This window comes from Woronichinia naegeliana WA131 (assembly GCA_025370055.1).
Taxonomy (GTDB): domain Bacteria; phylum Cyanobacteriota; class Cyanobacteriia; order Cyanobacteriales; family Microcystaceae; genus Woronichinia; species Woronichinia naegeliana.
In genome coordinates, this window is the sequence record CP073041.1 from 5098487 (window position 1) to 5120799 (window position 22313).

Annotated in this window: 16 protein-coding genes and 8 pseudogenes; 9 read left to right on the forward strand and 15 right to left on the reverse strand. The window is 40.2% G+C overall.

Annotated features, from left to right (window positions below; translation table 11 throughout):
* Positions 1-32: 32 nt before the first annotated feature.
* The 3 genes from KA717_25490 to KA717_25500 all read right to left on the reverse strand — a co-directional run bounded on the left by KA717_25490 (position 33) and on the right by KA717_25500 (position 2398).
* Positions 33-1076 carry an IS630 family transposase gene (locus KA717_25490; protein ID UXE59240.1) on the reverse strand — a complete coding sequence of 348 codons (1044 nt, stop codon included), beginning with the start codon at positions 1074-1076 and terminating at the stop codon, positions 33-35.
* The gene (locus KA717_25495; GenBank protein ID UXE64936.1) at positions 1069-1296 is read right to left on the reverse strand and encodes a hypothetical protein; all 228 of its coding nucleotides are present in this window, start codon (positions 1294-1296) and stop codon (positions 1069-1071) included. The genes KA717_25490 and KA717_25495 overlap by 8 nt, the downstream gene beginning before the upstream one ends.
* 100 nt (positions 1297-1396) lie before the next feature.
* Entirely contained in the window at positions 1397-2398 is a 1002-nt protein-coding gene (locus KA717_25500) for an ISNCY family transposase (protein UXE59241.1), read from the reverse strand.
* A gap of 162 nt (positions 2399-2560) precedes the next feature.
* Between KA717_25500 and KA717_25505 the strand changes: the two genes are divergently transcribed.
* Positions 2561-3886, forward strand: coding sequence for an IS4 family transposase (locus tag KA717_25505; protein UXE64778.1), 1326 nt, complete (start codon positions 2561-2563; stop codon positions 3884-3886).
* Between the two features lie 82 nt (positions 3887-3968).
* Here the strand turns inward: KA717_25505 and KA717_25510 are convergent.
* Together KA717_25510 and KA717_25515 are read right to left on the reverse strand one after the other, a co-directional pair.
* Positions 3969-5037, reverse strand: a pseudogene (locus tag KA717_25510) (IS4 family transposase).
* A gap of 73 nt (positions 5038-5110) precedes the next feature.
* Positions 5111-5368, reverse strand: coding sequence for a hypothetical protein (locus KA717_25515; GenBank protein ID UXE59242.1), 258 nt, complete (start codon positions 5366-5368; stop codon positions 5111-5113).
* Positions 5369-5567: 199 nt separating this feature from the next.
* Here KA717_25515 and KA717_25520 point away from each other — a divergent pair.
* From KA717_25520 to KA717_25535, 4 genes and pseudogenes are all read left to right on the forward strand, one after another.
* Positions 5568-6240: pseudogene (locus KA717_25520) on the forward strand (transposase family protein).
* A gap of 58 nt (positions 6241-6298) precedes the next feature.
* Positions 6299-6541: a hypothetical protein gene (locus KA717_25525; GenBank protein ID UXE59243.1), complete on the forward strand. Its 243-nt coding sequence runs from the start codon at positions 6299-6301 to the stop codon at positions 6539-6541.
* Positions 6529-7407: an ISKra4 family transposase gene (locus KA717_25530; protein UXE64779.1), complete on the forward strand. Its 879-nt coding sequence runs from the start codon at positions 6529-6531 to the stop codon at positions 7405-7407. Before KA717_25525 ends, KA717_25530 begins: the two co-directional genes overlap by 13 nt.
* Positions 7408-7421: 14 nt before the next feature.
* Positions 7422-7655: pseudogene (locus tag KA717_25535) on the forward strand (transposase).
* A 12-nt stretch (positions 7656-7667) separates the two neighbouring features.
* Here the strand turns inward: KA717_25535 and KA717_25540 are convergent.
* Positions 7668-8843, reverse strand: coding sequence for an IS4 family transposase (locus KA717_25540; protein UXE59244.1), 1176 nt, complete (start codon positions 8841-8843; stop codon positions 7668-7670).
* Positions 8844-8860: 17 nt separating this feature from the next.
* A complete protein-coding gene (locus tag KA717_25545; protein UXE59245.1) occupies positions 8861-9055 on the reverse strand; it encodes a transposase in 195 nt (64 codons plus the stop codon).
* A 203-nt stretch (positions 9056-9258) separates the two neighbouring features.
* Here KA717_25545 and KA717_25550 point away from each other — a divergent pair.
* Positions 9259-9558 (forward strand): annotated as a pseudogene (locus tag KA717_25550) (transposase).
* Here the strand turns inward: KA717_25550 and KA717_25555 are convergent.
* Positions 9498-9929, reverse strand: coding sequence for a hypothetical protein (locus KA717_25555; protein UXE59246.1), 432 nt, complete (start codon positions 9927-9929; stop codon positions 9498-9500). The pseudogene KA717_25550 and the gene KA717_25555 overlap by 61 nt on opposite strands.
* A 267-nt stretch (positions 9930-10196) precedes the next feature.
* Between KA717_25555 and KA717_25560 the strand changes: the two are divergent.
* The 3 pseudogenes from KA717_25560 (at position 10197) to KA717_25570 (ending at position 13260) form a co-directional block, all read left to right on the forward strand.
* Positions 10197-10568, forward strand: a pseudogene (locus KA717_25560) (transposase).
* 121 nt (positions 10569-10689) lie between these two features.
* Positions 10690-12026: pseudogene (locus tag KA717_25565) on the forward strand (IS5 family transposase).
* A gap of 277 nt (positions 12027-12303) precedes the next feature.
* Positions 12304-13260 (forward strand): annotated as a pseudogene (locus KA717_25570) (IS5 family transposase).
* A 345-nt stretch (positions 13261-13605) separates the two neighbouring features.
* Here the strand turns inward: KA717_25570 and KA717_25575 are convergent.
* The 7 genes and pseudogenes from KA717_25575 to KA717_25605 all read right to left on the reverse strand — a co-directional run bounded on the left by KA717_25575 (position 13606) and on the right by KA717_25605 (position 22287).
* Positions 13606-14628, reverse strand: coding sequence for a long-chain acyl-[acyl-carrier-protein] reductase (locus KA717_25575; GenBank protein UXE59247.1), 1023 nt, complete (start codon positions 14626-14628; stop codon positions 13606-13608).
* Between the two features lie 415 nt (positions 14629-15043).
* Positions 15044-15739, reverse strand: a complete 696-nt coding sequence (locus KA717_25580; protein ID UXE59248.1) for an aldehyde oxygenase (deformylating) — start codon at positions 15737-15739, stop codon at positions 15044-15046.
* Positions 15740-15965: 226 nt separating this feature from the next.
* On the reverse strand, positions 15966-16661 hold the full coding sequence (locus KA717_25585; GenBank protein UXE59249.1) for a cyanoexosortase A system-associated protein: 696 nt from the start codon (positions 16659-16661) through the stop codon (positions 15966-15968).
* A gap of 3 nt (positions 16662-16664) precedes the next feature.
* The gene (gene crtA, locus KA717_25590; GenBank protein ID UXE59250.1) at positions 16665-17516 is read right to left on the reverse strand and encodes a cyanoexosortase A; all 852 of its coding nucleotides are present in this window, start codon (positions 17514-17516) and stop codon (positions 16665-16667) included.
* Positions 17517-17609: 93 nt separating this feature from the next.
* Complete coding sequence (locus tag KA717_25595; protein ID UXE59251.1) at positions 17610-18245, reverse strand: serine O-acetyltransferase; 636 nt, start codon at positions 18243-18245, stop codon at positions 17610-17612.
* Positions 18246-18519: 274 nt separating this feature from the next.
* Positions 18520-20082, reverse strand: coding sequence for an efflux RND transporter periplasmic adaptor subunit (locus tag KA717_25600; protein ID UXE59252.1), 1563 nt, complete (start codon positions 20080-20082; stop codon positions 18520-18522).
* A gap of 923 nt (positions 20083-21005) precedes the next feature.
* Positions 21006-22287: pseudogene (locus KA717_25605) on the reverse strand (ISKra4 family transposase).
* Between the last annotated feature and the right edge of the window lie 26 nt (positions 22288-22313).

The window sequence follows — 22313 nt, forward strand, 5'->3', positions numbered from 1 at the left end:
TTTGGCTATCCTCCTTGGGCGGGGCATATACTTCAAACGTTCATAATCTGAGATTTATCAAAGCGTTGAAATCGTAAGGTGAGCAAAGAATCAAGCTCCTCCTTATATTTTACGTTAGCATCTTCAAGACATCCTGAAATTGCTGCAGAAAACTGCGTAAAATCTTCATAATATTTTGCGTATAAACACTTCTTCTTCACAAACTTCCACAGTCTTTCAATTAAATTCAAGTTAGGAGAATAAGGAGGTAAGTACAGTAACTCTATTCCTAATGATTCTGCCAACTCCTGCACAATTCGGCATTTTTGATAACGAGCATTGTCTAATACCAACGTAATCGGTATTAATAGTCCTAATTCTGCTATCTTTTCTAGGAGTTCACAAACCTGAGTTCCCGTAATATAAGAACTGTTCGTTACCATAATTACTTCATGGGTAATTGCATTTAATGCTCCTAACACATTAAAACGTTTTCTCCCTGATGGTGACTTAATAAAAATCCTTTTGAAGCACCATATAAAATTTACAAATGCTCCCATTACAAAATGAGAGGCATCTACAAAAAAAACTGCCCTTTTTCCTGCTTTTGCCTCTTCTAGCCTTGGTTCTAGCTCTTTTTCTCTATAGCTATCCTGAGCTTCTACATCTGCTTTTGATGGAATTGTTCCCACCTTTAGACACCTCATTCCTATTGACTTTAAAAATTTTCTGACTTGCGTTGGACTTCTTTTTATTCCCGTTAATTCTTCTATTCTTTTTACTGCTTCATTTATTCTTGCTGGTGGATTTGACTCAAAATATGCCTCAATTGTCCCTTGATGCTCTGTTAACTCGCTTTTCGGGCGATTAAATTTTATTTCTTTTAGTTTTTCTATCCCGCCCTCTTGATAATCACGGATATAGCTTGTCACCGTATTTACTGAAACTCCTGCGAATTGAGCAATTTTTTGATGAGATAATCCCTGACTTTTTAACCATAAAACTTCCATCTTTAGCTGTACTCTAGGATGCGGGTGATTAAACCGACCGTAAGACAACAGTCTTTTGTCTTCTTCCGTAAATTCTAACTTAATCATTTCTCAGCCTCTTGACTACTTTTTCTATTTTTACTATATTATCTCTTATTTTTAAAATTCGCAACTTGTGACCGTGTTCAGTATAACTCCACGCTTCTTCTTTTGCCTGTACCACACTTCCTACTGCTTCACTCAATCTTTGGATATAGGATAGCGCTACTTTTCTACCATGATTTTCTAATAAATCATTTTTCACCTCTTTGCCTGCCATCCCTGACATTTTTGAGCAGCAATTTCAAATTCAGAATGTAGTCAAAGATACAAAAGGCTCGATGTATTTACTGGCAAGGGTTTTGCTATGAAAATTGCCAATTAATCAACTAGGAAGAATTCGAGACAGCGAGAGAAACTGAGTCATCAAGCATAAAATCTAAAAGATGATGCCAGCTTTCAAAGAACAGATATTTGGTCAAAGAGAGAATATCTTGAAAGAATCCCTTACGAGTGCCGCGTTGGACGCGAATTCTCTGGTAACGTTCATCAACCAAACCTAAAACCGTGTGCAAGAGAAAAGCCAGCAAATTCAGGGTAAGCAAAACAGAGGCGAGGTGTTGTTTACCATGCCCAAAATTATGCTCTAAGTGATAGCCTCGATTTTTGAGAATATTGTGATTCTCGTTCTCAGTACGCCAACGAGTCCGTCCAGCACGACAGACATCAAGAACGATGTAAGGGGTGAGAAAATGATTGGTAATCCAACTATTGTGATAAAGAAGTTGAGCATCGGATTCGCGGTGGATTTTTAGCTCACACCAGTTAACCAACAAAGCAGGCTGTTGGTCTCGCAGGGGAATCTGATTGAGATAACGGCAGTGCCAAATCTCGAAATACTTCCCATTCCAACGTCGGTGTTGAGTGGTTTTGACTTCTCCATTAGCTTCTAAATAGTTTAACCATTCGTAGAGTGTGGGATGAGAAGTCGGTAAACAGACGAAGATAAAGTTGAAATCGTGGTCGAGACAGTGCTGACAAGTGGGCTGACGACTGTACAAGTCATCCCCTAGCAGAGTTATCTTCTGTCCCGCAAACAAACTAGCATGGTTACTACTTATCCAACGTTTCGCCGCATTTTGCTCACAATCTTGCTTTTCAGACCCGTCTTGAGGGGTAATAAATTCAGGGGGTAAGGAAAAAACTGATTCATGGTCTGGGGAAACAATCACGGGCAATAATGCCTGATGGAAGTAGGTGACTTTTCCCTGTTTTGACGTTTTGGTTGAACAGCATGGACAATTTACTTTTTCCGAACTGTAGTAATTTGTCCCATCCATTGCTACTAGAAGATTTCCCCTCAATATTTCATAGGCTTTCAAGAATCCCATGCTCCTCAATGCTTGGTAAATTAACCCAAACAAAGGGAATAGACTACCATTGGTGTCAACTTAAGCCAAAATGCCTACTCACAAAAGATTAGCCTAAAAGCAGGCGGAAGTAAGAGTAGGCTGAAAAAAAGGTTAGTATATAAAAAAGTGAGCAAAAAACAAATGGCAAGACAACATCCTCGGAGAAAAGGAAACCCAGACTTACGTCGTAAGACAAATCAGCCAGGGGTAGAAATCCCTGAAATAACAAAAGAGTTGTTTGAATTACTAGAACCCACAATGTTTACACCATTAAAATATTTACAGGGAACTCATGAGAAAATGATGAGAGATAGGGTATTAAATTTACCAGTAATGGTGGCATTAGTGTTAAGTATAGTGTATCGTCAAATAGCGGGTATAAGTGAAGCGGTAAGACTGTTAGAGGAAGAGGGATTGCTATGGGTAGCATCATTAAAAGTAAGCAAACAGGCAGTATCAAAAAGAATGATGAATGTGCCAGCCGAAATATTTGCAATATTACTAAAAGAAGTGTTAGAAAAAGCAGCCGAAAAAGGGAAGAAGCTCCAAGTAGGAGAAAAATGGGAAAAAATAAGAGAAAAGTTTAGTGCAGTGTGGATAGCAGATGGCTCAACGCTAGAGCAGATAAGGAAAAATATGAAAATAAGTAAAGAAGAAAAGAGTAAATTGGGGGGTAAAATAATGATGGTAGTGGAAGCCTTTACCCAAAGACCCGTTACTTTATGGTACACAGAAAATGATAAATCAAATGATAAAATATGGTGTGAAGAATTGGCAGCTAAATTACCAGAAAATGGTTTAATTCTCGTAGATATGGGATTTTTTAGCTTTGTGTGGTTTGATTTGTTAACAGAAGCTAAAAAGTTTTTTCTAACCAGATTTAGAGCGGGTACATCTTACAAAACCAAACAAGTATTGTCTCAAGGTAGTCATTACAGAGATGAGATTATCATTATGGGAAATTACCGTTCTAATCCTTGCAAGCATCCGGTGAGATTAGTCTCAGTATTATGGGGAACAATCTGGTATCAGTATTTAACAAATGTGTTGTCTCCCGAACAACTGTCCGCCGAAGAGGTCTGTGATTTATATCGAAGACGATGGACAATCGAAGAAGCCTTTTTATTAACGAAAAGACTTTTAGGACTAGCCTATTTATGGGTAGGGAATAAGAATGGTGTCCAAATCCAGATTATTTGCACTTTGATTTTCTATACGGTCTTAAATCAATTGGTAGGGGAAGTGGCGATTGCTCTAAATCAACCGAAAGAAAAAATCTCAGTAGAGATGGTGTTTCGGAGTCTATACTATGTAGCGAAGGCTATTGCTAGAGGAGAAAAGCCTGATACAGTAACCTATCTGGCTGAACGTGCTAAGTTATTTGGTTTGGTCAAAGCTGAGAGAAAGCGACATCGAGAAAAGGCCGCTCTCAATCAACAAATTTGGGAACCCATTCCTTTAAGTTGACACGGATGATAGACTACTCGCTGCTACCCCATCCACAATGTTGCGAATCTGTTCTACTGTTGGTATTTTTTCTAGTCCAAACCTAAGTACAGGACAAAAAATGTAGGGAGTCGAGAAAAAGAGAAAAATTGGGTAGAGAAGGATTAAGAACAAGATGACGAAGATGGTCAAAACCAAGACGAAAAAGACTCTGCGCTAGGCGACCATGTTTCTTGAGGGGAATGGGATGAAGATGATGAATTGCTAGACCAGTTTTGAGAGACCAAGCCAAAGCTAAAGTCAGTAAAGCCAAAAGCTTACGAAGACGCTTGGGGTCAGTAAAGTGAGTAGATTCCAAGCAAAAGCCACGAGTCTTAAAGATGCCAAAAAGGGTTTCAATGCCCCAACGCAGGGCATAATCGTGAATAAGACCTTGGGAATCGGGATGTCCAATGACGATGAGTAGAGAATTATCAGGCAAGCGAAGAGCCTCTACAGAAACAGGATATCCCCAAACCCGACAACTCCCTTGAAGACGTTGAGATTCACTCTTTTGCAAGATGGGCAAAAATGACTTTGGCGGCCAAAAGCTTGCCATTGTGCTCAATCTTGTCCGTAGCCCGAATTCTCAGACAGAAAGCCAGTAGCGGTTCGAGCAGAAGATAGCGAAGCCAAGCCTGACCAATAAACTCACGGTCGCCACATAAACAACGAATCAGGGCGGTGGGAAAAATCTTGAGCATCTCCTCGATAAAACGCATTCGTTCATCACTGTTAGAATTGCCCTTTTTCTTGCTAAGCATCCACCACAAGATGGGAATGGCTACTCCTTCATGGACAATGCCGACAGTGAGGATATTATAACCATGACTGCCAAACTCCCAGGTTGTGCGGTCAATACTTAATACCCAAGGTTGAGGGATATCCAGCCAACTGACTACAATACGGGCAATGTGATGGTAATCCAGCTCAAATCCTGAGAAAAAGCGTTGTAAGCGTTTGTAATGAGAATCCACCAATGCCCGACCTTCAAAACCCAGAGCCAATTCTTTAAGGTTAACCGTTTTCACTTTGAGGAGGGCGAGTAAGAACAAGGCTAGGAAGGAGAGTCTGGCACCATGCCATCCCAAATGGGGTTTTAGGGCTTGTTTCAATGCGTTATATTGGTTCATGGGTTTTCTTACATTACGTTCATCTTCCATGAAACCCCTTTCTCGTATACTTTTCAAGCCTTTTGTCCTGTACTTAGAGTCCAAACAAGCTCTGAGCATTATCTCGCCCACAACGGCTGTTAAGCTGACGTTGGTACTCTAAAAATGACTCATTTTGCATAAAAAAGGCGGCAAATGCCCCCAGTATCGCCTCTCTTAGACTATATTTCGTTGCATTACTAACCGAACGGGGGTCATCTATCTTCCCAATGACCTCGTTTAAACAGTGAACGATTCCGTCAAAACTTAGGTCGTTTACTTCCATCTTTCTCTCTGCAAAATCAGTAGACACTTTTCTCTTTATTCATAACTTCCTATAGGTCAAAGTTTTTCTGTCTCTATTTATACCATTTGAATTTGGAATTGCTGATTTTTGAGGATACCTGTTTTGCCAATAATGGCGTTGATGTTATGATTATCCTTGCTTCTCTGGCTCTTCCCCCAACTGTGTGGAAAGTGTATAATAGTAATACCACAGTAGGAGGTGGAGTATGTGGATAAACTTGGATGAGCTACTAGGTTTGCCAAAGGTAACAGTCGTAAACTATCGAGAAATAGATGGTGCAAGGTAACAGTCGTAAACTATCGAGAAATAGATGGTGCTTTGTTCTTAAAATTAAAAATGAAAAACGAAGTAATGGAATGTCCAAATTGTCATAAAGAATTGGAAGATATAAATCAAATAGAATATAATTTGGTTCGGGATTTATCCCTATTGGGAAAGAAAGTATATCTGGAAGTGCCCCGCCGCCAGTTCCATTGTGAAAAATGTCAGAAATACATAACAGAAAGACTGGACTTTATGCGGCTAAGAAAACATTATACAATTCGTTATGAAGAAAAGATTTATGAGCAAGTAAAAAAGAAAAATGTAGAAGAGGTAAGGCAAGAAGAAGAAATAAGTTGGGGAACATTGGAATCAATATTTGAAGAGTATGCAAAGCAGGCAGAAAAGAAGGAATGGGAATTACCAGAAAAGATAAGTTTAGACGAATTTAGTAATAGAAAAGGAAAAAAGACTTTATTACAACAGTGATAGATATAAATAAAAAGGAATTGTTAGAAGTAATAAAAGGACACAAAAAAGAAGAGATAATAGAAGCCCTAAAGGTGCAGCCAGCAAGGGTTAGAGAGAATGTAAAGGAAGTAAGTGTGGATATGTGGGAGGGTACATCCCGGACAAAGTAGTACATAGAATCTGGGGTAAAATGGAAAAAAACTGATGAGCGAAAAAAGTATGTTACCGATTCCCCCAGAAGAAAAAGCACTGTTAAAACAGCATCTCACCGAATCAGCCCGTATCCTGCGCAAATATACGGAACCAGAGAAACAGAAGGACTTTGGAAGCATCGAAGTAGAAGTCAGAACCCAGATGTTAGAAATTGTGGGGCCAACAATGGGGGAGTTTTTTTTTCAGAAGGGGGAAAAAAACGGTCTGGAAACAAGCGAAAAATCAAAACCCTAGTCGGAGAAGTGGAAATAAGCCAAAAACAAGCCAGAAAACTAAAGGTGTCGCCAAAAATCGTCTTAAGTCCAGGTTTAGAGAAATGCTGTCTAAGAGCCAGTGCGAAAACATCCTACCAACAAGCAGAAGAAGATATAGAGGAGTTGATGGGGATAAAAGTAGGACATAGCAGTTTACATCGCTTGGTAGAACGGACAGAACTGCCCTTAGCTCAAGCTCAGTCAGAGAGTGCGGGGGTCAGTATAGATGGGGGAAAGATTTGTCTGCGGGGCGAGGAGAAGGAAGGGGGACAGTGGCGAGATTATAAACTGGTGAGTCTTCATGGCAATGTCTGTGAAGCCTTTTTCCAAGACCCAGAGGGCTTAAAGAATTGGAGCAATGTTCAACCTTTGTCTCCAATAGTGACCTTTTTGGGAGATGGTCATCCCGCAATCTGGAATGCGGTAGAGAGTTTCGCCACTCAATCGTGGCTGATACGACGAGAGGTGTTGGATTGGTATCATCTCAAGGAGAATCTGTTCAAAGTGGGTGGCTCTCTCAAACGGCTAGAAGCAGTGGAGCATTTACTGTGGCGGGGTTTTGTGAACAAGGCAATAGATGCGTTTGATGGAGTCAAAAGCAAGAGGGCAAAGAATTTTCAAGCCTATTTGACGAAGCATTATCAGCGTATCCCTGATTACCAATACTATCAACAGCTTGGTATTGTGATTGGTTCTGGTGATGTGGAGTCTAAGATTAAACAGGTGGGAGCTAGGGTTAAATTGTCGGGAGCACGTTGGCATCTTCATAATGTTTCTCGTATTCTTCGGCTACGATGTGCTTATCTCAATCACTCTCCTCTTTTGAGTGTCAATGTATTATCTTAAGTGGGATGCACCCTATGTGGGAGGGATTTACGTCAGCAATAAAGGAGTTATTTGTAAATGCTAAAATCGTCTATGATAGATTTCATGTAATGAAAAATATAAATGAAGAATTGAATAAATTGAGAAAGAAAATGAATATCCATAAAAAGGGTTTAACATACCTATTATGGAAAAATAAAGAAGAGTTAAAAGAAGAAAAAAGAGAAGAGTTAGAAGAGATATTGAAAATGTATCCTTGTTTAGGAATCTGACTTTTCCCGTTAAGTGCGGATTGCAAGCTGCCAGCCTTGGCAAAGGTCATGCAACTTCAACCAACCGCGCCAAAGGACTTGGATACCGAGAGGAGTTTTACGACGATGTTCAAGATAACCACCAAGAAAAGCAACAGACTCGACAGCCCAAGCAACAGTCAAAATAGGGGGAAGTTTTTGAGAGGCGGCTGCTTTTAACACCTGAAGTTGAAGAGGATTAAGAATTTCAATCGCGAGAGCATCGGGCTGGGTACGATGAAGATAAGTAACGTGTAAAAGTTCAACAGCAATGACACTTAAAAAACCCAAAAGAGTTTTCATTCCATCAGAGGCAAGTCGATAACGCTCACTCTGACAACCAGACTTAAGGACTTTATGAAATTCTTCAACCCGCCATCGGTAGGTGTACCAACGAAGAATAGTGACAGCCATCTCAATAGTCTCAACAACTTCTGTAGTCAGAAGCATCCAAGATAAAGGAGTTTCGCCTTCGGGACAATCGATTTCTGTCGCATAAACAGCATAGACATTCAACGGGTCACGATTATCAAAACGATAGGGAGTTCGTAGATTAACTGAGCAAAATCGGACGGCAAGCTTAACCTTCCGTGCTTTTCTTTTTCCTGTACTCGGAATCTCGATTTCTTGATGAAAACGAATCGGTTCTGATTCCAAATGTTGCCAAAGTCGTTCACTATTTTTGTCTAAACTACGATTATGAGACGCTCTGACCAGCACTCCTGTATGCTTGAGTTGACGCACTGAGTCAAAGACTTCTGAAACATCTCCTTCTCTGTCAAATACATGAATTACCCTCGTTGAACTTTCTACCTGTTTCTCACAGGTGTTTAGAGCCTCTACCCATTTGTAGGATTCTTTTTCCTCAAATGGTCTTTGACGAGCTGCTTTTCTTTGTTCTTTCTGTCTTTCTTTTTTCTGCTTCGCCGTTTCATCTGTTGGGGGCTTTTCTTTTACCTCCCTATTCCACAGTTTTTGCCATAATAAACCTAATACTTGTCCTTTTTCTGGCTCAATTGCTAAAGCACTATGCAGTATTAATCCATTCCCTCCTTTTCCAGTCGGCCCATACCCTTCCCTTTTTTCCTTGATATTGCGATAATCTAAGAAGGTCGTATCTCCGACTGATAGCATTATCTTATATTCTTCTACGGCGGCAGTTGTCATTTCACAGTGCGGCTCTATTATCTTGACAAAGTCTGTTTTCGGATTCCCAAAAATTCATAGGCCCTCTTTAACTCGTTTCCTCCCTTAAACACTTCTGATAAGGCTTTTCCAAACCCCTCACTTAACTTTTTCCCAATCGAGAAGGCACGATTGTTTAGCCTCTCGTCTCCCAATTCACAACTGGCAAAGTTTTTTGTCCACCATTCCAACATTTTTTGACCTGCCCTTTAAGATTTTCTCCATTTTACAGTCTCATACTCCCTTCATCCTTTGTTTTTGAAATTTGAACGATAAGCGGGATGATGGCTTCAGAATATTTTTTTCCTGTCAAGAGAATCATTACTCAAACCCTTGCCAGATAAAGCCTCTAGAAGTTTGCATTGCTGGATTTTGGACTTAACGGGAAAAGTCAGGTTTAGGAATAGCGTATGAAATGAAGGAAGAGATTAGAGATATTTATGAGCATTCAAGAACGACAAATGGTGCAAGGAGAAAATTTGAAAAATGGATGAGAACAGCGAGCCTATTCTATAAAAAAAGTGTGGGTATGCTGAAAACTCATTTGACAGGTATATGCAATTATTTTGAAAACCATACAACTAATGGATTAACGGAAGGGATGAATACAAAAATTAAATTAATAAAAAGGAAAAGTTATGGATTTGCTAATTTTGAGCATCTACGGCTTAAATTGTTAGCTTGCTTTAACTCGTAACATAACATTACACACAGACAAGGGGAGAGCCCTTCTCTTTCTAAGGGGCAATACGTTTTTCCTCCTACTGAACGCTGATATACATGACGATTCACTATAACCTCACCATAAGGTGTTTGATATTCTTTCGGTTGCTCTCCCTTACTCTTCCAGATTTCTTCACCGATTTTTAAGGGTGAACCATCTGTATCTAAATATTTCAAGGCTTCTTTGCTGGCGATGCAACCTACTTCGTTTAAGCCTTTTTGAATATTTATTTCTGTATCCAACATTGAACGACTGAGTTCTAATGTTAGTTCTATTTTTATCTTTGAACCCTCTACATTAATTAGTTTTGCTGTCATCATTGTTTCCTCTTTGTCACTTTTCATCCCATGTTAACACTTTTCTTTTCCTTCATCAACTAAAGGTCACACCCCCTCTCTATCTCACATCAGCCGTATGGTGTCATTACTTTTGATTTAGGCTATTATAGCACCTGTCTGTATAGGTAATTAATTTTGCATGACTACTTAGGGCTTGCTGAAAAAAGCTGAAACCCTTACGGAGAAAAATAGTAGGCGAATTAAGAACCGCTAGAATGCACGAAAATAGGGTAGAATGCCTCAAAACCATTGCATTAAGAAGAGAGAAAGCAGATGTACCGAAAGCAACAGTACTCAATTGAAACACCAGAAAACTTGAAAAATCTGTTCGGCGGGCAGTTAGACGAAGAAAATCGTTGGATAGAAATGTCAAAAATGATTCTTTGGGAAGAATATGAGGAAGAATATGCAAAAAACTTCACAGAAAAAAAAGGAGCCCCAGCCAAATCATTTAGAATGGCATTAGGAGCATTAATTATCAAAGAAATTTCAGGAAAAAGTGACAGAGAAACAGTAGAACAAATAAAAGAGAACCCTTATTTACAGTACTTTATAGGAATGGAAAGCTATAGTAGCAAAGAAGCATTTAATGCGTCAATGATGGTTCATTTTCGTAAAAAAATAGGAATGGAATTAATAAATAGGGCTTGCTGAAAAAAGCTGAAACCTTTACGGAGAAAAATAGTAGGCGAATTAAGAACCGCTAGAATGCACGAAAATAGGGTAGAATGCCTCAAAACCATTGCATTAAGAAGAGAGAAAGCAGATGTACCGAAAGCAACAGTACTCAATTGAAACACCAGAAAACTTGAAAAATCTGTTCGGCGGGCAGTTAGACGAAGAAAATCGTTGGATAGAAATGTCAAAAATGATTCCCTGGGAAGAATATGAGGAAGAATATGCAAAAAACTTCACAGAAAAAAAAGGAGCCCCAGCCAAATCATTTAGAATGGCATTAGGAGCATTAATTATCAAAGAAATTTCAGGAAAAAGTGACAGAGAAACAGTAGAACAAATAAAAGAGAACCCTTATTTACAGTACTTTATAGGAATGGAAAGCTATAGTAGCAAAGAAGCATTTAATGCGTCAATGATGGTTCATTTTCGTAAAAAAATAGGAATGGAATTAATAAATAAAATTAATAAAGAAATAGAAAAAAAGCGACGGGTGTAGCGTCAGAAAAAAAAGAAAATGAAGGAAAGTTATTGTTAGATGCGACTTGTACACCAGCAGATATAAAATATCCAACGGATATAGGAATATTGAATGATGCCAGAGAAAAAACAGAAAAAATAATAGATAAGCTGTATGAAGAAATAAAAGAGAAAAGGAAAGAAAAGCCGAGGACTTATAGGGAAGTGGCAAGAAAAGAGTACTTAGCCATAGCAAAAAAACGTCGTGTGTCAAAAAAAGAAAGAAGAAAAGGAACAAAAAAACAACTAGGATATATAAAAAGAAACTTGTCTGATATAGAAAAAATGATAGAAGAGGGAGCAAAGTTAGAAAAACTAACGAAAAAAGAGCAAGAAGAGCTTGTAACGATAGGAAAAGTGTATGAGCAACAGTTAGAAATGTATGAAAAAAAGACAAATAAAGTAGAAAACAGAATTGTGAGTGTAAGCCAACCTCACGTGCGTCCAATAGTGCGTGGAAAAGCGGGAAAAGCAGTAGAGTTTGGAGCTAAAATATCGGCAAGTAATGTGAATGGCTTTGTCTTCTTAGACAAATTAAGTTGGGATAATTACAACGAATCGGGAGATTTACAAGCGCGAATAGAAGAATATAAAAGGGAAACAGGATGTTATCCGGAATCGGTTCATGTGGATAAAATCTATCGAACAAAAGCGAATCGAGCTTATTGTAAAGAAAGGGATATAAGAATGAGTGGTCCCCGATTGGGAAGACCGCCGAAAGAGGTGAGCAAAGAAAAAAAGAAAGAGGCACGCTCAGATGAAAGAGTGCGTAATGCCATTGAGGGTAAATTCGGACAGGGAAAGAGGAAATTTAGTCTTGGTCGAGTGATGGCCAAACTACCTGAGACCTCGGAAACGGTAATTGCGATGAACTTTTTGGTAATGAATCTTTCTACTCTACTTCAGAAGACAAAAAGTAAAAAGTTGTAGAGTCGTTTTTCTTGTGAAAAATGGTGTTAATTTTCCTCTCTTTTGTGAGGAGTGATTTGTGTTGACCTTTTTAGACAGAAAGGAACAATAGATTAAACAAAATCTGTATTTTGATTTGTTTCCATAAGGATAAGTTATCTATGCTTTTTCAGTCCATACTTCCCTAACCCACATTTCTTTCGTTTTTTGACTTTTTCAGCAAGCCCTAAATAAAATTAATAAAGAAATAGAAAAAAAAGCGACGGGTGTAGCGTCAGAAAAAAAAGAAAATGAAGGAAAGTTATTGTTAGATGCGACTTGTACACCAGCAGATATAAAATATCCAACGGATATAGGAATATTGAATGATGCCAGAGAAAAAACAGAAAAAATAATAGATAAGCTGTATGAAGAAATAAAAGAGAAAAGGAAAGAAAAGCCGAGGACTTATAGGGAAGTGGCAAGAAAAGAGTACTTAGCCATAGCAAAAAAACGTCGTGTGTCAAAAAAAGAAAGAAGAAAAGGAACAAAAAAACAACTAGGATATATAAAAAGAAACTTGTCTCATATAGAAAAAATGATAGAAGAGGGAGCAAAGTTAGAAAAACTAACGAAAAAAGAGCAAGAAGAGCTTGTAACGATAGGAAAAGTGTATGAGCAACAGTTAGAAATGTATGAAAAAAAGACAAATAAAGTAGAAAACAGAATTGTGAGTGTAAGCCAACCTCACGTGCGTCCAATAGTGCGTGGAAAAGCGGGAAAAGCAGTAGAGTTTGGAGCTAAAATATCGGCAAGTAATGTGAATGGCTTTGTCTTCTTAGACAAATTAAGTTGGGATAATTACAACGAATCGGGAGATTTACAAGCGCGAATAGAAGAATATAAAAGGGAAACAGGATGTTATCCGGAATCGGTTCATGTGGATAAAATCTATCGAACAAAAGCGAATCGAGCTTATTGTAAAGAAAGGGATATAAGAATGAGTGGTCCCCGATTGGGAAGACCGCCGAAAGAGGTGAGCAAAGAAAAAAAGAAAGAGGCACGCTCAGATGAAAGAGTGCGTAATGCCATTGAGGGTAAATTCGGACAGGGAAAGAGGAAATTTAGTCTTGGTCGAGTGATGGCCAAACTACCTGAGACCTCGGAAACGGTAATTGCGATGAACTTTTTGGTAATGAATCTTTCTACTCTACTTCAGAAGACAAAAAAGAAAACAAAAAGTAAAAAGTTGTAGAGTCGTTTTTCTTGTGAAAAATGGTGTTAATTTTCCTCTCTTTTGTGAGGAGTGATTTGTGTTGACCTTTTTAGACAGAAAGGAACAATAGATTAAACAAAATCTGTATTTTGATTTGTTTCTATAAGGATAAGTTATCTATGCTTTTTCAGTCCATACTTCCCTAACCCACATTTCTTTCGTTTTTTGACTTTTTCAGCAAGCCCTACTTAAGACTTTCAGCGTTTCATAAAAAATCAATCATGATCTCGGAAACCCTTATCCAGCCTACCTTTCAAAAATAAGATGCGTTCGCCCTGTTCCTAATTTTGCCAAGCAACTGTTTCCAGATCGTGTTCTCGTCTCTTAAAAACTCATCAGTGGACAAAATCCATGTTTGACAGAGGCCAGACCAATTTGCTCCATTTTACTAACAGTAATTTGATTGCGTCCCCATGAAAAGTTGGTGTGCCAGTTCTCAAACTCTAGAAGAATAGCCTCTGCAAAACAGGCGAACATCTGACGAGACGGAATATCCATATTGACAATTTCCATGATCTTCCAGTCAATATCAAGGGAATGTTCTACAATGCCGCCCTTAAGAATGCGAACGTCAGGATGCTTAATGCGGGTATCTAAATTTTTAGGATAACCACCGTCAATAATTAAACAGGGTTTTTTAAGATTTTCTGAATTAATCTCAACCCCTTTAGGCATACTGGCGACCCAAACAATAATATCTGCCTGGGGAAGAGCCTCCTGTAATTCTAGAATTTTGCCCCGTCCCAATTCCATTTGTAGATTGTCTAAGCGTTCTCGATTGCGAGCAATCAGTAATAATTCTTTAACCGCATTTTTTTGATCAAGCCAACGACAGACCGCACTACCAATATCTCCCGTCGCTCCGCAAACAGCTACCGTTGCTTGAGAGAGATCAATTCCCATCTGAGCCGACATTTGCTCAACTTGACGACAAATAACATAGGCTGTATGGGTATTGCCAGTGGTAAATTGCTCAAATTTAAGTTCAACATTGCGAACTTGATGATTTTCTTTGAGGTTAAACTCTTCAAAAACAATGGAGGAAAATCCCCCTAGAGCCGTGATCTGTAAACCCGCTTTTTGGGCTAAGGCCATGGCATTTAAAATTTTACGGATCGCAGCTTTGACGCGGCGATTGATCAGCATTTCGGGTAAAAAACAGGATTCTACATATTTTCCTTCAATCGTTTGGCCGGTTATACTAGTGACATTAAAGCTATCGACGACTTGGGGGGGGGCGGAACACCAAAAATTTAAGTCTTGATTGGCATATTCAGGATAACCAAGAGCGGCGGCAACAGACTGGGCGTGTTTTAAGCTGGTAAGATGACCGATAAGACCAAACATTGATTATTGTAGGAAGTTCTGATAGAAAATTTATAGAAATTAGGGAAGTGGATTATTACTTTCGTCGAATAAGCCTCTAATAGTATTACATAAAAGTTACAGTTGACAAATGTGCTCTTGGATTGACTTAAAGAAACATATACTCTAAACGGCTAAGAAATGGACTTCTCGGAAAAAGGGCTGAAATCCGCATCTGAATAAAGATTTTAGGCATTTTCAAAAAGTTAAGCTCCAACCCGTTCAGAGTATATCGAAGTCGTCACCATGCTGGGAATGTTAAGCAGAACTTCCCTCCCTTGTCTGAAGGTGTTAATATCCTAGAAGTCTGTCTGTTGGGATAACTATATTCAGGACAAAAAGCCCGCAGCAGCAGGCTTGGTCGGAGGATTAACGGCACAATCTAGACGATTCAACACTAGGCAGCTTTTAAACCGTAGGATGACATCCGCATCAAGTCACGAGTACTAAAGCCGATATTACTTAAGGCTTCTCCATAGCTAATCATAAAGTCTTCTATCAAGGCTTCTTTTTCCATTCCTAGGGTTTTGGCATCTCCTTCAACTTGGCTGAGCATCCGCCAAACAATGGGCAAGTTAGACTGATTCGCCTCTTCGAGTTCAGCTTTTGCAGTTTCAAAATGGGTTTTGAGCCATTCCTCACCAAAGTTAAGATGTGAGTATTCGTCTTTGACTACACCTTCGGTAATTTTACGCGCAAAATCGTCGGCAACGGGTAGATAAATATTGTAAGCAGCGATCGCAAAGGCTTCAATAATCAGGGCTTGGATTAAAAGACAAGTGACAATTTTTCCGTCTGCATAGGCTTGCTGAAAATTTTGATGTAAGCCAGCGAAGAATATCTTGGAATAGTCCATATCTGGTACAACGCTTAAATTCTTCCCACAGGCTTGAAAACCAACTCTGTGGCGATTTTCCATTTTAGCCAAGCGAATCAACTCATCCTTTTGATCAGGAAGAAGCTCTGCCATCTGAAGATAATTTTCATAGGCTTCCTGTTCTCCTTCAATCACAATGGCGTTGATTCGACTATAAGCGTCTTTATAGGTTTCGCTGGCATAGTCAAATTCTGAGCGTACAGCAAGCTCTGGCATAAGCGAGTTAATCTCCTAACTTAGATGGACTGAATCGGTTGAGATAATCTAAACCATTTTTCTAATAATGCAGATTCTACTTTAGTGCAAAACGACGAGGTGTGCGAAAACTGAGTCATCAAATAAACGAATCCTATCAATAGAATTCCGTCAATGGCAATACTCTTGAACGGTATTTTCTGACTTCTCTTTCATTCTAATCCAATAGAATCCGATTCCTTAATTATCATAGTTGTAATTCTGGTTTCTTTAACTGGGGTTGCCACCATCGGTACCAATCTTGCCAGACTTTTTCTAGCATTGCATACTTATCTGCTAACAGTTGAGGATTTTCCGTGTCGGCAATTGGGGCCGAGAGAATTGTCCAGAAGCAACGAGTATCTCTAAAATCATTCAAGCCAAATAGCCAACCCAAGGCTCGTTGAGGACTCCAGCCATGGAGATTCAAATTCTGGATAAACTGAGCTTCTGTGACAGTACTTTGTCCATGGGGATTTAGACAAGCACTGAGATAGGCCTGAGAGTTAATGCTTGTCAGTGCATAATAACCAGTTGTTGGCTGCTGTTTAATCGTCAAAAGGGTAGTAGCGGGAGGAGTAAAACCATAGACCATGAGGTAACGACTGACGTTGCCATCGCCATATTTTTGACCATGAACCTGAATGTCAACCGTTTCCTGGGAACGGGAATATTGGTAAAGGTGCCCAGGGGTTTGGGCTTTATTTTTAGCAGCTAGAGGCACACTTTTGTCCAATTGCCAACCTGGTAAGGGGACTTGAGGGGGATAGACAATATTGAGGGCATTGGGATTCTTCGAGTCTGAAGACGGTTGTAGGAGAATATAAATCCATTCTCCTAGTAGGCCTGTGAGCAGGACAGCACAGATGCCTAAACGAATTTGGGGCCAACGAATGGTCGTCATTAATCAATTTTCTCCTGAAGCTGGCGGTACTTTGAAACGCTGAACGTGGGCGAACCAGCAATATACACCAAAGAGACAGATAGAAATGACAGCAAATAGTAAACTCCCGTCGGAGCCATGCCAATAATCAAAGGCTTCAGTATTGTTCGCGTTGACAAGAAAAGCTAGGAGTGAAACGCGCAGAGCATTAATGATAAAACCAATAGAAACGGCTACAGCGATACAAATTAACCTGTATAAATGATTGACGGGGATTAAAAAGAGAAAGAGAATGGCTACGCAGAACATTAAGAGAATACTTTCCACACCAGAGCAGGCTCCATAGACTTCCACTCGGCCGAGGGGTAATTCAATAAACACGCCTTGGCGATAAACTTGGAAACCCGCCGCCCAAAGAGCAAAGGCAGAAAATTTGGCTGTCCAGAGGGGGAGATTAATACTTTGTAAGAAAACAGCGACTAGGCGAGCAACTACCAGCAGACTCAAAATAATAATTTCTCGATAGTAGTCTTTAAGATGTTTTGTGCCAGAGGCGATGAGCATAATACCGATGCCCCCGACTAAGGGTAGAATTCGCAGTGAGGTGTCGCTACTATACAAGTTTCTGAGCAACACAAACATTAAAAGGGTAGAACCTAAGCAAGTGGAAAATAAGTTACTTTCTAGTACCAAGCGATTGCGTTTATCCCAAAGCAGAGAAGCAACCGTCAACCACATCAGAAAACTTAAGCTAAAAAGGTTTTCAAGTTTACTTTTATCTAATAGGGTGAGGTGAAGCAGGGCTAATCCCCCAGCCAGGGCAACGAACCAGAAGCTTGGTTGCTGTACCGATTTACGCCAATCAAGTTGCATCATAGTCCGATACCAAACTTTCAATATTGTTAATTTCTGATTAAAACAGATTCTAATTTTACCTTGCTGATCACGGTCTTATTTGATAAAGATTGCCTAGAAGGGTTTATCGCTTTGTTCTATCTTATTAGCATTTTCCCCGATCGCAATGGCCCCAAGTTTGTCCACTCCCGCCGTTTTTTCAGAAACTGTCAGGATTTTGGCGGGAATGCCCACGGCTGTTTGTCCTGGTGCAATGTCTGACAATACAACTGTATTGGCTCCAATGTTGACATCATTGCCTAATTTGACTTTGCCTAAAATTTTAGCTCCTGCCCCCACATTAACGCGATCGCCGAGTTGGGGAGCATCGTAGGGTTTTTCTAAATAGCGATTACCGAGGGTGACACCTTGACGAATAATACAATCATCACCAATCACACAATGGCCATGGATGATAATGCCATGTTGATGTTCAATAATCACTCGTCGTCCTAACTGTACTGTATAGGGTAACTCGATACCATAAAAGTTGCGGATTAGACCATAGAGGAATTTATAAAGAATACTAAAAGGGGCCCTAAGCAATTTGGGTTCAATTTGCATTCGCCAGGCTCCAAAACGCTGTAATGCCACAGCCCGAAATCCTGGTTTCGTCCAATCCTGACCATGAGCAATCCAATCTTCTCGAATCTGTTGGCAGAGTGGCAGTGCTTCTTCCAGTTGAGACAAATTAGGAGAGGAATCTGACATGGTGTTGGATCTCCCGATGGATAGTAATAATCATTAGCGGCCAGGCCAAATTATACCTCGCACGGTGATAATTTGCGTTTTTTAGTTCAGCCCCCCTAGCCCCCCAAGTTTTGGGGGAACCATTCTCTATTTATCGGTTTCAAAGTCCCCCAGCATTGGGGGATTTAGGGGGCGAAAATCTCAATCCATGACCGTGCCAAGTATATCTCAAGAAATTGACTCTGTTGGCATCGACGAATTGGATAGTAAGTCGGCTCAAAGACTTAGGAAATTTCTATTTGGCTTGAGGCGGCATCATCATTTTCCCCGCTTCCAGAATCGGAACTCCATCCTGAAGATTCATTAAGCCAGCCGTAATTAATTTTTCTCCAGCTTTTAAACCCGTTAAGAGTTGGTAAGAATTATTTTGAATGGTTCCTAATTTAACCTCTCTTTTTTGAGCAATTAATTGAGTTTTACCCGTTTTTTTATCTAGCTGATTTTGCACCACAAAGACAAAGGTTTCTTCTCCCATGCGAGAAACGGCGATCGCCGGAATTAAGAGACCAGGGCCGCGACTCCAAATAATTTTAGCTTGAACCAGTTGACGATTTAGGAGATCCTGACCAAAATTATTAAAACTGGCTCTGGCGAGAACAGTCTGAGCATTGGTATTCACGTTCGGAGAAATAAAACTAATTTTTCCGGCACTGATCGATTGACCTTGATTATCTAAGATTTGTACCGGCAGACCTAAGCGTAATTGACTGGCCTGATCTAAGGAAACCGAAAGATTAATCTCTAAAGCATTATTTTGGGTCAAAGAAGTCAACTTATCCCCCTCCTTGACATAATCCCCTTCCTTGGTGGGAATATAGCCCACTATGCCCGTGAAAGGAGCCGTTATTTTACTTTTTTGGATTTTGACCGCTACGGCTTTAACCTTGGCCATGGATTCGGCTACCTGGGCCTTAGCCTGGGCAATTTCTTCTGGTCTGGCTCCATTTTCTAAACGGCGGAGATTTTGACGTTTTTCTTCCACTTCTGAGGCAATACGATCAATTTCTGAGTTTCTCCCCTTCTTAAGCTGAGATAACCGTCTTTGCGCCCCTTCAACATCGGCGATCGCCTGACGTTTATCTTTAAGCTGTTCATCAAAAAGATCCAGGGCAATTACCCCTTGATCACGAAGATTTTGATAGCGTTTAATCCGTTCCTGAGCCAATTTTTGGTTAGCCTTGGCTGAATCCAACTGGGCTTGGGCCTGGGCAATTTCTTCAGGACTAGCCCCTCCTTTGGCATTGGCTAATTGGGATTCTACCTGTTTCAAGGTGGCCTGGGCTTCTGCAATATCTTCTGGACGAGAACCCGCCTGTAACTCAGCCAAAGAAGCGGTATCTTTTGCTAAAACCGCCTGAGCCTGCATTAATTCTGCTTGTAACGTTTCCGTATCCAAACGTATCACGACTTGTCCTTGCTGGACTAAATCTCCTTCCTTGACCAAAATTTGACTGACTCGTCCCGCTAACTCGGAGGTGAGATCACTGCCATCCCTCGCCTCCAATGTTCCTACCAAAGTACTGTTTTTCTCGATCAACACGGTCTGGAGCGTCTCCCACTTGACGGGAATTGCCCTAGGGCCAGCGATCGCCGCATTGGGGGGTGGAGAGGAACGTTGTCCTAGCCAACTATATAGCCCAATCCCACCCGTCGTCAGAATTAGCAATCCTAACAACCATTGCCAACGTTTTTTCGGTGTGGATGGATGGCGTGGGTCATTACGAGGATTGAGTCGGGTATTTGACAAGGACGATTCAGGCGCGGGAGAAGGCGGATTTAACAATTGAGGTTCAGTCATGGTGCGATAGCAGAAAAGCGCGTCAGAAAAGACCAACAAGGAAGTCGCTTTAGTTTTAGTGTAACAATTTCTTTACAATTAGGTTTTCCAAAACCCGAAGGCAATTTTTGAGCCGGAACTCAAGCTTAGAGTTTTTTCCACTGGTTCGTCTTCTATCGCAAGTCATAAGCTCCTTATATTGGGGAAAATCGTCGCAACTTCGATTAATTAGACAACCTGATCAAAAAGACCTGACTTTTTCCTCTAGTAATCAGACAACCTGACCAAAAAGACCTGACTTTTCCTGACTTTTTCCTCTAGACAAATCATTGATCTTTGTATTACCATGCAATTGTGTGCAGTGTACTGCTTGGTCGAATCATCTAATCACGGAATAACGTAGTTTAACGGGGTTAATCAGAGCAAAACAATAAGCCTCAAAAGATTTTTGCTGATAGGCACTTCCCACTTTTTGCTATAATCGTTGTCAATCTTCAATTCGCGTAGGTTGCGCGATTGTTGGGATTAACAAGTGCTTATACGTCACAACTCGGTTCTCAGTTCGGGACTCTTACAGAGGCTCGCCCTGGGGAGCAGTTTATCAAAGATAATGGGGTCGTATTGCACTCAAATACCAACATTGCCGAAAGTGTCCTGCAAGGATGGGGAATATTGAAATCCCCCGTTTTCTTGAGTTTTTAAGAAAGCATTCTGGTAGAACGGACTCGGAAGTTTTTGGATAATTTGGCTCCTTTGCAGGGTCAATTACTAGAAGCGACAACGGACAAAGGCAAGTCCCAGACCCTAGAACCAAGGAAGCGCAAGCCTCCATCGGTCAATCGGGGAGCGAATATAAAGCAGTTGACACTGTTTAACTTCGGTTAACTCCGTTTTCTGTGTGCCTCGTATGGGGTGCGACCTTTAGTTGATAAAAGCTGTTGTAATCAGGGTTCTACAGGGAACCCATATTGATCAAGTTTTGCCCAAAATTGACTCCATCGTTCCTTGGTCAATACCAAAGCTCGTAGGCTCAAAATAATTCCTGCTCCTTTTTCCTTCCATCGCATCCCTGAACAACATAATCGTTGTTTGACCAACGTCTTACAAGCTGCTTCCATAACACCTGAACCAATCGGATACTTTTTCTCTATGTATTCAGCATAATCCATTTGATGCTGATGATTCTCGTAATAAGTAATCGCCGCTTGTAGTTTCTCGGTAAGATTCTTAGAATGACTTTTTTCTTCTTTGACTTCTTTCATCAGATTTAGCAGTTCTCCTGCTTTTCCTTTTTCATGCTTGAGTTCTCGACAATTTTCAGTCAACCATTCTTTTTGTTTTGACACTGTATTCGGATGCAACGCTTCTGCCAAGGCACCTAAGTAACCAGAGGCATGATAGAAATCTAATATCTGTTCTTCCGTTTGCTTTTCTAAAAACTTCCAATTTGATTCTGCCCCGTCTGCTATCCCGACCAATGTTGCCTCTGGATAACGGTTTTTCGCTCGCTCAATTTCTCTTTCTAATCTTTCTAGAAAACTCTTTTTTCCATACTCTGGTGCCGCACCTAGATAGATTGTAGGTTGACGTTCGCCTTCACTATCGTATAGGGAAACGGTTCCCACCATTGCTTCACGGTAGCCATCCTCACACATCAGCATACAGGTTCCATCTAATCCTATTCCCACTGTTGCAATTTGGCTATCCTCCTTGGGCGGGGCATAACTCCACGCTTCTTCTTTTGCCTGTACCACACTTCCTACTGCTTCACTCAATCTTTGGATATAGGATAGCGCTACTTTTCTACCATGATTTTCTAATAAATCATTTTTCACCTCTTTGCCTGCCATCCCTGACATTTTTGAGGATACCTGTTTTGCCAATAATGGCGTTGATGTTATGATTATCCTTGCTTCTCTTTCTAAGGGGCAATACGTTTTTCCTCAAAGGTGAACGCTGATATACATGACGATTCACTATAACCTCACCATAAGGTGTTTGATATTCTTTCGGTTGCTCTCCCTTACTCTTCCAGATTTCTTCACCGATTTTTAAGGGTGAACCATCTGTATCTAAATATTTCAAGGCTTCTTTGCTGGCGATGCAACCTACTTCGTTTAAGCCTTTTTGAATATTTATTTCTGTATCCAACATTGAACGACTGAGTTCTAATGTTAGTTCTATTTTTATCTTTGAACCCTCTACATTAATTAGTTTTGCTGTCATCATTGTTTCCTCTTTGTCACTTTTCA

Bases quoted from the DNA above. Each gene is read 5' to 3' on its own strand.
- KA717_25490 (UXE59240.1), bottom strand. From the start codon at position 1,076: ATGATTAAGTTAGAATTTACGGAAGAAGACAAAAGACTGTTGTCTTAC.
- KA717_25495 (UXE64936.1), bottom strand. From the start codon at position 1,296: ATGTCAGGGATGGCAGGCAAAGAGGTGAAAAATGATTTATTAGAAAAT.
- KA717_25500 (UXE59241.1), bottom strand. From the start codon at position 2,398: ATGGGATTCTTGAAAGCCTATGAAATATTGAGGGGAAATCTTCTAGTA.
- KA717_25505 (UXE64778.1), top strand. From the start codon at position 2,561: ATGGCAAGACAACATCCTCGGAGAAAAGGAAACCCAGACTTACGTCGT.
- KA717_25525 (UXE59243.1), top strand. From the start codon at position 6,299: ATGAGCGAAAAAAGTATGTTACCGATTCCCCCAGAAGAAAAAGCACTG.
- KA717_25540 (UXE59244.1), bottom strand. From the start codon at position 8,843: ATGACAACTGCCGCCGTAGAAGAATATAAGATAATGCTATCAGTCGGA.
- KA717_25545 (UXE59245.1), bottom strand. From the start codon at position 9,055: ATGTTGGAATGGTGGACAAAAAACTTTGCCAGTTGTGAATTGGGAGAC.
- KA717_25555 (UXE59246.1), bottom strand. From the start codon at position 9,929: ATGAAAAGTGACAAAGAGGAAACAATGATGACAGCAAAACTAATTAAT.
- KA717_25575 (UXE59247.1), bottom strand. From the start codon at position 14,628: ATGTTTGGTCTTATCGGTCATCTTACCAGCTTAAAACACGCCCAGTCT.
- KA717_25580 (UXE59248.1), bottom strand. From the start codon at position 15,739: ATGCCAGAGCTTGCTGTACGCTCAGAATTTGACTATGCCAGCGAAACC.
- KA717_25585 (UXE59249.1), bottom strand. From the start codon at position 16,661: ATGACGACCATTCGTTGGCCCCAAATTCGTTTAGGCATCTGTGCTGTC.
- crtA (UXE59250.1), bottom strand. From the start codon at position 17,516: ATGATGCAACTTGATTGGCGTAAATCGGTACAGCAACCAAGCTTCTGG.
- KA717_25595 (UXE59251.1), bottom strand. From the start codon at position 18,245: ATGTCAGATTCCTCTCCTAATTTGTCTCAACTGGAAGAAGCACTGCCA.
- KA717_25600 (UXE59252.1), bottom strand. From the start codon at position 20,082: ATGACTGAACCTCAATTGTTAAATCCGCCTTCTCCCGCGCCTGAATCG.